Origin of the sequence: Luteibacter rhizovicinus, from assembly GCF_004342265.1 — a bacterium.
GTDB lineage: Bacteria > Pseudomonadota > Gammaproteobacteria > Xanthomonadales > Rhodanobacteraceae > Luteibacter > Luteibacter rhizovicinus_B.
In genome coordinates this window covers 119,737-128,217 of sequence record NZ_SMCS01000009.1, presented here as the reverse complement: position 1 = coordinate 128,217, position 8,481 = coordinate 119,737, and the positions used below count along the sequence as shown (strand labels likewise).

General features: G+C 66.0%; 11 protein-coding genes. 6 read left to right on the top strand and 5 right to left on the bottom strand.

Translation table 11 applies throughout. The features are described 5' to 3' along the window. The first annotated feature begins 36 nt into the window (after window positions 1-36). Window positions 37-222 carry a hypothetical protein gene (locus EC912_RS17835; protein ID WP_132146883.1) on the top strand — a complete coding sequence of 62 codons (186 nt, stop codon included), beginning with the start codon at window positions 37-39 and terminating at the stop codon, window positions 220-222. Between the two features lie 3 nt (window positions 223-225). Here EC912_RS17835 and EC912_RS17830 read toward each other — a convergent pair whose 3' ends face one another. Together EC912_RS17830 and EC912_RS17825 are read right to left on the bottom strand one after the other, a co-directional pair. Further along, on the bottom strand, window positions 226-828 hold the full coding sequence (locus tag EC912_RS17830; RefSeq protein ID WP_165973658.1) for a nucleotidyltransferase family protein: 603 nt from the start codon (window positions 826-828) through the stop codon (window positions 226-228). Further along, window positions 825-1,811, bottom strand: a complete 987-nt coding sequence (locus tag EC912_RS17825; protein ID WP_132146877.1) for an XdhC family protein — start codon at window positions 1,809-1,811, stop codon at window positions 825-827. The genes EC912_RS17830 and EC912_RS17825 overlap by 4 nt, the downstream gene beginning before the upstream one ends. An 85-nt stretch (window positions 1,812-1,896) precedes the next feature. On the opposite strand from EC912_RS17825, the gene moaA reads away from it, so the two are divergent. The 5 genes from moaA to EC912_RS17800 are packed head-to-tail and all read left to right on the top strand — an operon-like array spanning window position 1,897 to window position 5,769. Beyond that, window positions 1,897-2,874, top strand: coding sequence for a GTP 3',8-cyclase MoaA (moaA, locus tag EC912_RS17820; RefSeq protein ID WP_132146874.1), 978 nt, complete (start codon window positions 1,897-1,899; stop codon window positions 2,872-2,874). Between the two features lie 33 nt (window positions 2,875-2,907). Continuing rightward, the gene (locus EC912_RS17815; protein ID WP_132146871.1) at window positions 2,908-3,159 is read left to right on the top strand and encodes a MoaD/ThiS family protein; all 252 of its coding nucleotides are present in this window, start codon (window positions 2,908-2,910) and stop codon (window positions 3,157-3,159) included. Window position 3,160: 1 nt separating this feature from the next. After that, on the top strand, window positions 3,161-3,646 hold the full coding sequence (locus EC912_RS17810; protein ID WP_207906889.1) for a molybdenum cofactor biosynthesis protein MoaE: 486 nt from the start codon (window positions 3,161-3,163) through the stop codon (window positions 3,644-3,646). Next, window positions 3,643-4,581, top strand: a complete 939-nt coding sequence (gene moaCB / locus EC912_RS17805) for a bifunctional molybdenum cofactor biosynthesis protein MoaC/MoaB (protein WP_132146868.1) — start codon at window positions 3,643-3,645, stop codon at window positions 4,579-4,581. The genes EC912_RS17810 and moaCB overlap by 4 nt, the downstream gene beginning before the upstream one ends. Beyond that, window positions 4,582-5,769 carry a molybdopterin molybdotransferase MoeA gene (locus EC912_RS17800; protein WP_132146865.1) on the top strand — a complete coding sequence of 396 codons (1,188 nt, stop codon included), beginning with the start codon at window positions 4,582-4,584 and terminating at the stop codon, window positions 5,767-5,769. 13 nt (window positions 5,770-5,782) lie between these two features. Here EC912_RS17800 and EC912_RS17795 read toward each other — a convergent pair whose 3' ends face one another. The 3 genes from EC912_RS17795 to lpxB form a co-directional block, all read right to left on the bottom strand. Then, window positions 5,783-6,145: a hypothetical protein gene (locus tag EC912_RS17795; protein WP_132146862.1), complete on the bottom strand. Its 363-nt coding sequence runs from the start codon at window positions 6,143-6,145 to the stop codon at window positions 5,783-5,785. A 423-nt stretch (window positions 6,146-6,568) separates the two neighbouring features. After that, on the bottom strand, window positions 6,569-7,216 hold the full coding sequence (gene rnhB / locus EC912_RS17790) for a ribonuclease HII (protein WP_132146859.1): 648 nt from the start codon (window positions 7,214-7,216) through the stop codon (window positions 6,569-6,571). A gap of 9 nt (window positions 7,217-7,225) precedes the next feature. Next, window positions 7,226-8,449 (bottom strand): lipid-A-disaccharide synthase, encoded by a 1,224-nt coding sequence (lpxB, locus tag EC912_RS17785; protein ID WP_132146856.1) that lies wholly within the window; start codon window positions 8,447-8,449, stop codon window positions 7,226-7,228. Window positions 8,450-8,481: the final 32 nt, after the last annotated feature.

Below are 8,481 nucleotides of genomic sequence, written 5' to 3'. Positions count from 1 at the left end.
CGATTGACCTTAATGAACCGGCGTAAGGTGTAACCCATGTCCTGGCACACCTGTTACCTATGTCCCGGCACGGAACACGTGCGCCGGAATGACGGTGAAGTACATGAAACCCGCGACGCCGATCCCACTATCTTCGTCATTCCGGCGCACGCCGGAATCCGCAGCGATTACGTCCGAAAGAAACCCGCCGTCACACCGATGTGGCTCTTGGCGGCGATATGAACATTACGACTCGACCCGATCCAGATGCCCAAGAGCAATCGCACTGGCCAGATCGTCCGGCGTATCCAGATCGAACGCGAGAGGACTCCCCTCGATCTCCCGCGGCGGGGCCTGCGAATCGTTCCACAGCCGCCTGAACCCCGCGTCGCCGCGAAGTTCATGGGCGCGGGCCAGTGTCGCCGGCCGCAATACGACAGGCACGCCCGTCGCATCGCCGTAGCGCGTAACGGTGTCGCGGTCATACGTATGCGCGGCGAGCAACGCGTGAAGATGGTCGACGGTAAGCCCGATCTGATCGGTGACCAGGACGAGTACGGCTGTGTTGTTTCCCTCGAGTGCGCGAGCACCGGCCTGGAGCGATGTCGCCAGTCCGTCCCGCCAGCGTGCGTTGTGCGCGAAATGGACCGGGTGTGTCGACAAGGCGGCACGAATGGCGGTCTCGTGGTCGCCGGTAATGACGAGCAGTTCGCGTGGAGCGGTGGCCATCGCCATGCGTACGGCGCGCGCCACCAGCGTCTCGCCTTCGATGGTAAGCAATTGCTTGGGGCGGCCGAGTCGCCGGCTTCCGCCGGCCGCGAGTATCAGGGCGACATGGGTCCTGTTCACTGCGACGAACGCGCGCGGTCGCTCTGCGAGAGCTGCGCCAGGATGGATACCGCGATGCCGTATGGCGTCTGTGCGCCGATGGGGATACCCGCCGGCAGATGCAGTCGTTGCAACGCTTCGTCGTCGATGCCGTCGTCTTTCAGCTGGGCCAGCCGGGATTCGATCTTATGCCGGCTGCCGAGCACGCCGACGGCGAAAGCGCGTGAACGCAGTGCGTGGAGAGCTACCTTGTGATCGGTTTCCGCATCGTGGCTGAGCGAATAGACGGCCGTCCATTCGTCCAGCGCCATCGCGTCCAGTGCCTGCTCCAGTGCGCGTGGATCGTAAGCGGCAGGGGCGACGCCATGCGGCGGGGTCGCCGGTCCGTGCGGCCGTAGCAGCGCGACCTCGACACCGATCATCGGCGCGATGCGTGCGAGGGCCAGCGTCACCGGGTCGCCGCCGACGGCGACCACGCGCAGAGGTGGCGTGTGCACCCGTGCGTACTGCGCTAGCGAGGCCTCGGCTTCGCCATCCACGATGCTCCAGTCGCCGGTGGTCCGGTGGGACAGCACCGTCACCGGTCGCCGTTCCCGTCTGGCCGTGGTCAGAAGGTTGCTGTACTCCCCGGGCCGGGCCAGTTCACGAACGAAGATGCCGATACGTCCGCCGCAGCTGAGCTGGATGTCGAGTACCGGACTGCCGACACCGTAGTCGAGCAGACGCGGCCGGCCATCGGCCATGGCCAGCAAGGCTTCGGCCGCTACCGCGGCTTCCACGCAACCGCCCGACACATAGCCCGCGACGCGACCGTCGCCCGCCACCAGCATTTCGCTGCCCAGGGGGCGCGGCGACGGCCCTTCCACGCTGACCAGCGTGGCGAGGGCGATCCGCTGGCCGTCGGCCAGCCATTCCCGCAGCGGGGGCAGCAGGTCGTCGCTGAGCGCGTACTCGGGCCATGCGGGCCAGTCGAGGGTTTGGTCGGTTTCGCGCAAGACGTTCATGGCCGAAGTCTGGCACGATGTCTCCATCGATAGCGTGAGCTGGCGGAAACAGCCTTCTCACGGCCGATATGGATAATGGAAGCCAATGACATCCCACCTCACCGACCGCCACGGACGTACCAAGCGCAAGTTGCGGATATCGCTCACCGATCGCTGCAATTTTCGTTGTACGTACTGTATGCCGGAGCACCCCGACTGGCTGCCGCGTTCAAGTCTGCTCGAACGCGACGAGATCGTGCGGCTGGCGGGTCTGTTCGTCGATGAAGGCATTACCCAGATTCGGCTGACCGGCGGCGAACCGCTGCTGCGCCGCGACCTGCTGGAATGCGTCGAAGCGATCGACGCGCTGCGCGCACGCGGTCTGCAGCGGCTGTCGATGACCACGAACGCGTCGCGCATCGCACCGAAGGCGCGGCAGCTCGTGGAAGCCGGCATCGACGACTTCAACGTCAGCCTGGACGCGGTCGACCCGGATACCTTCCGCGCGCTGACGCGCCGGGAGATCGAGCCGGTGCTCGACGGCATCGACGCCCTGGCGGCTGCGGGCGCGAATGTGAAGCTCAACGCCGTCGTCATCCGCGGCAGTAACGAAAAAGACGTCGTGCCGCTGCTGGAATGGGCGATGGCGCGCCGCCTGCCGCTGCGTTTCATCGAATACATGCCGCTCGACGCACCCGGTCACTGGCAGCGCACCGCCGTGGTCACCGAGCAGGAAATCCTCGACGCCATCGGCGCGACGCATCGGGTTCAGACGCAGGAGCGCGGACACGATCCGGCGACGCCTTATCTGATCGATGGCGAGTACCCGCTCGGTATCATCTCGACGGTGTCCAATCCTTTCTGTTCCACCTGCGATCGCCTGCGCATTACCGCCACCGGCGAACTCTATACCTGCCTGTTCTCGCCCGTCGGCATGCCCCTCGGCACCCGCATGCGCGAAGGGGTGGACGACGAGGCGCTGCTCACCCAGCTGCGCCGCGCGGTCTGGCTGAAGGATGCGGGTTACGCATCGCACCCGGGTCCGGTGGAACGGCCTCTCACCATGCACGCGATGGGCGGCTGAGCGCGACGCGCGGCCGTTCGTTACGGAGAATCCATGAAACATGTCGTTTTCGAACTCTTCGCCAACCTGCGCAAGCTCGCCGGTACGGAAGAGCTTCGTGTCGAAGCTGGCGATGCTGTTCTCAGCGTGGGCGATGCGCTGACCCTGCTGGCGCGCGAGCGCCCGGAACTGGCGGCCTCGCTGGAACGCTGCGCCTGCGTGTCGGGCGACACCATCGTCCGCCGTGTCGATGCGTTGCCCGCCGATGGCCGCATCGCGCTGCTACCGCCCGTGGCAGGAGGCTGACATGTCATTCGACGACGTTATCAGCGCCGAACCCATTGCCGTCGAGCCTTTGCTGGCGCTGGACGAATATCCCGAATGCGGCGGTCTGGCCATGTTCGTAGGAACGGTTCGCGATCACCATGAAGGTCGCGCGGTGTCGCGGCTTGCGTATACCGCGCACGGACCGCTTGCCGCGAAGATCATCCGCGAAGTCGAGGCGACGACGCGCGCGCGTTTCGGCGTGCCCTATTGCCGCGTGCGCCATCGAGTCGGCGAGCTTGGCATCGGCGATGTCGCCATCGTATGCGTGGTACGCGCGCCGCATCGTGCCGAAGCGTTCGAGGCGTGCCGCTACGCGGTCGATGCCGTAAAACACGGCGCGCCGATCTGGAAAGAGGAATTTTACGTCGACGGTACGAGCGCCTTCGTGGAAGGCTGCTGCATACGCGACGACTTCGACGACCACGCCGCGCACGACCATTCGCATACGAGCCACGATCACGCATGAAAGACGTCAGCCAGAAGCCCGATTCGCTGCGCAAGGCGCGCGCCACCGCCACGCTTCACGCACCTGCTTCATGTATCGACCTGCTGCGCAGTGGCGAGACGGAAAAAGGCGATCCGCTGAAGACCGCGCGCGTTGCCGGCATTCTTGCCGCCAAGCGCACCGACGAACTGATTCCGTTATGCCATCCGCTGCCCATCCACCGCGCGGATATCAGCTACGAACTCGCGCAGACGCACGTACGCGTGATTGCCGAAGTGCAGACCATCGGCCCGACCGGCGTCGAGATGGAAGCGCTGGTCGCGGCGAGCATGGCGGCGCTCACGTTGTACGACATGCTCAAGCCGTATGCCGAACCGGAAGACCTGCATATCGAAGACTGCCGCCTGGAACGCAAGATCGGCGGCAAGTCGCATTTTCGCCGTCAGCTTGCCTCGCCGCGTAGCGCGGCCGTGGTCGTGCTGTCCGATACGGTGGCCAGCGGAGCGAAGTCCGATACGGCCGGCGCATCGGTACGCGCGTCGCTGGAGAACGCGGGTTTCGCGCCGGTCGATTACGCGATTCTGCCCGACGCTGCCGACAAGCTGCACGACCATCTGCGCGAGCTGATCGATCGCGGCGTCGATCTCGTCGTCACCGTGGGCGGTACGGGGCTGGGGCCGCGCGACGTCACCATCGACGTCGTGCGTCCGCTTATCGATGTCGATATCCCCGGCATCATGGAGACGGCACGTGCGTTCGGTCAGCAACGCATGCCGTACGCGATGCTTTCGCGCGGCATCGCCGGTTATGCGCGCGAAACGCTGATTCTGACGTTCCCGGGCAGTCGCGCCGGCGCCGAGGAATCGCTTGCCGCCGTGCTTCCCGGCATCGTGCATCTCGTCGAAACCGGCCGTTCGGGCGGCACCCATCCCGGCGGCTACGGCGAGGCACACTGAGTGCTGCTGCCTATCGAAGGCGCGCTGGACGAATACCGTCGCACGGTGGTGCGATTGGATACCGGGCGCGTGCCGGTCGAAGCGGCCCTGGGAGCCGTGCTGGCCGAGGCTCCGGCCGCGCGTATCGATCTTCCGCGTTTCACCCAGAGTTCGGTCGACGGATACGCCCTACGTTCCGTCGACGGCATGGTGTCGCGGGAACTGGTCGGCACGTCCGCAGCGGGCGATCCCTCGGGCGTTGCCGTGGGGCCGGGACAGGCGGTGCGCATTCTCACGGGCGGCATGTTGCCGGAGGGTGCCGACGCCGTGGCGCGGCAGGAAATCGTCGATCGCGATGGTTCTCACGTGCGCTTGCGCGAAGCGGTTACCGAACGCACGGCTATCCGATACGCCGGCGAAGAGCTTGCGGCCGGTACGGCGATAGCGCAGATCGGACAGCGGGTGACGTCCGGCCTGATCGCCGCGCTGGCCATGGCGGGTATCGATAGCGTGCTGATACGGCGTCGGCCGCGTATCGCGGTTCTGGTTACAGGCGATGAAGTACTGCGGGCGGGTGTATCGCTGGGGCCGGGTCAGATCTACGACGCAAACGGTCCCTTGCTGCGTTCGTGGTTCATCGAGCAGGGCTATGGCGCGCCATCCGTGGTTTATGTGCCCGATGACGAGCAGGCGCTTACCGACGCGATGCGGCAGGCACTCGATGTCGCCGACCTCGTCGTGACCAGCGGTGGCGTGTCGGTTGGCGATCGCGACTTCGTGCCGGCCGTGGCGGAAAGCCTCGGTGTGCGGAAGGTGTTCTGGAAGGTGGCGCAGAAGCCCGGCAAACCGCTGTGGTTCGGTATGCGTGGCGCGACGGCCCTACTTGGCATGCCGGGCAATCCGGCTGCCGTGCTGGTTTGCCTTGCCGTCCATGCGAGAGCGATTCTGGGACACATGGAGGGCGTGACCCAGGCGTTGCCCGCGTGGCGTGGCGGCGTGCTGGCTGCGGCCGTAGATGCCGATCCCGAGCGGGACCGGCTGGTACGCATGCGGCTGGACGACACCGACGGCGTCGCGCGACTGGAAGTCCTGCCGAAACAGGACTCCCACATGCTGAGCAATCTGGCGTCGGCCCACGCACTGGTATGGCTGCCGTCGCGCGAAACGTCGTTCAGCGCCGGCGAACGCGTGCGCTGGCTGACGCTTTGATTTACGAGCGGTCTTACCAGGCTTTGACGTCGACAACCGTCACGGTGTAGTCCGACATGTCGGGCTGGTAACGGAAGAGACGGCCGAGGTCGAAATCGACGTTCTGGCCCGGGGCGATGTTGGAGGTGCCGGCCGGCCAGCCCTGCTTGCTCTGGATGATCTTGCCCGTAGAGTCCTTGGCGTCGATACGGATCTGCGCGGCGGCGGCTTCGCCACACTTGTTGGTCAGCTGACCCTTCATGGTGAAACGCGGCTGGCCCGAACCCTGGGCGAGCTTCACGTTGAAGCCGTCGACGGTGAAGTCCTTGGCGGCGCACGCGGCGTGGGCGCTGAACGGGGCGGCGAGAAGAAGAGCGGCGGCGATGGCGATTTTCATGTCGTTGACCTGAGGGGAGGGAAGACACCCTCGGGGGAGGGCGTTACCCCAGCTATCGGCAGCTGCTGACAGGACTTTAGGGGCGGAACGCTATGTCGGGACGGGCTCGCCCGGGGCGTGGCGTTTGAATCCGTCGCCCTCACTCATCTTCATCGCCGCCTTCCCCTCACCGTCATTCCGGCGCACGCCGGAATCCGCAGCGGCCGCGTACGGCGAGCGACATGGTCACGGCTGCTCCTATACGAAAGAACCTGACTGTTAGCGTTCGGGCAAGACCTCAGCAATTCGCCGCAGATTCCGGCGTGCGCCGGAATGACGGTGAGGGAGGGGCTGCGGTGAGGGTGAGGCGGACGTGGCGGGGAGGGTCAGGGCATTGGGAATCATGAAAGCTGCCGCGAGGCCTCACGCAAAGTCTTTGCCGACTCAACCCAGCGCGAACAAATCCGCTGCCGGCACGCCACTTTCAGGTTCGAACCACTTTCGCACCGGAGCGAAGCTCCGGCGGTGGGCATCGCAAGGGCCCAGCCGGCCCAGCGCATCCAGGTGTTCGGGCACGCCGTAGCCCTTGTGCTTCGCGAAGCCATAACCCGGATACCGGGCATCCAGCTCGTGCATGTGCCGGTCGCGGCTGACCTTGGCGATGATCGAAGCCGCGCTGATGGACGGCTCCGTTGCATCGCCACCGATGACGGCGCGGCCCTGGCAGGGCAGCGTCTTCGGCAGGCGATTGCCGTCGATCAGGGCGACGTGGGGCGTGAGCGACAGGCCCATGAGCGAGCGGGTCATGCCGATCATGGTGGCCTGGAAGATATTGATGCGATCGATCTCGTCGCGTTCGACGAATATCACGGTCCAGGCAAGCGCGCGTTCGACGATGCGGCCATAGAGCTTCTCGCGCACGGCTTCGTTGAGCTGCTTGGAGTCGTTCAGTCCGCGAATCGGCCGCGCGGGATCGAGGATGACGGCGGCGACAACGACAGGCCCGGCCAGCGGTCCGCGGCCCGCCTCGTCCACGCCCGCGACGATAAGTCCGGATTCCAGGCTCGAGGTGACGTTGCGCTTGCGTGGCATGGCGGCGGTCTAGGCCTGGCCGGCGGGCGACGGCGGCAGCAGATCGGCGATGGCGTCGGCGGCATGGTCCGCCGCGTGGCCTTCGAGGCCGCCCCGAAGTTCCTGGTGCAGGTATTCGAACGCGGCGACGATGGCGCCGCGACGTTCGCTGTCGCCCAGCAATTCGATGGTCGCGCGGGCGAGATTGTCTGCCGTGCAGTCGTTCTGCATGAATTCGGGGACGAGCAGGCGGTTTCCGAGTCCGCATGCGCGCGCAAGGATATTGGGCAGCGCGTACACGTCGGTTTTCAGCATTTTCAGCGCGCGGGCGATGCGATAGCTGGTCGGAGCCACCCGATAGCCGACGACCATGGGGCGTTTGGCGAGCATCGCCTCAAGCGTGGCCGTACCCGAAGCGAGGAGTACCGCGTCGGCGGCCAGCATGGCTTCGTGGGAATGCCCTTCGACCAGCAGCGGCGTGGCCGCGCCGGCAACCGCGAACGTTGAAAGCAGCGACGCGAGTCGCGCATGCACCGCCGGATTGGCTGCCGGAACGACGATGCGAACCTGCGGCATGGCGGTGGCGACGCGTGCGGCGGCATCGAGGAAGATGGTGCCAAGACGTTCGATTTCGCTTGGCCGGCTACCCGGCAGAACGGCCAGCACCGGTGCATCGTGTGGCAGCGCCAGCGCATCGCGCGCGGCGGCGCGGTCCGCGACAAGGGGAAAGCGGTCCGCCAGGGGATGACCGACAAAGCGCGCGTCGACACCATGGCGCTGGTAAATCGACGGCTCCATGGGGAACAGACACAGCACCCGATCGGCGGATTGGCCGATTTTCTCGGCACGCTTTTCGCGCCATGCCCAGACCGACGGGCTGACGTAGTGCACGGTACGCAGGCCGGCTGCTTTGAGCTTGCGCTCGACACCCAGATTGAAATCCGGCGCATCGATGCCGACGACGACGTCGGGTCGCGCGGCGAGCAGGCGGGCGGTGATATCGCGGCGGAGTTTCAGCAGGCGTGGCAGGTGGCGCAGTACTTCGGCGAAGCCCATGACGGACAGTTCGCGGATGTCGTACCAGGATTCGAAACCCTGCGTGAGCATGCGGGTTCCGCCGATACCGACGAAGCGGGCGTGGGGGAAGCGCGCGCGCAGGGCGGCGATCAGGTCGGCGCCGAGCTGGTCGCCGGAATCTTCACCGGCGATCAGGGCGATGAGAGGGCCCGATGGCGCAACGGTCGTGCTCTGCATGATGGATGCCTCCTGCAGTGGGCGAAAGCGAT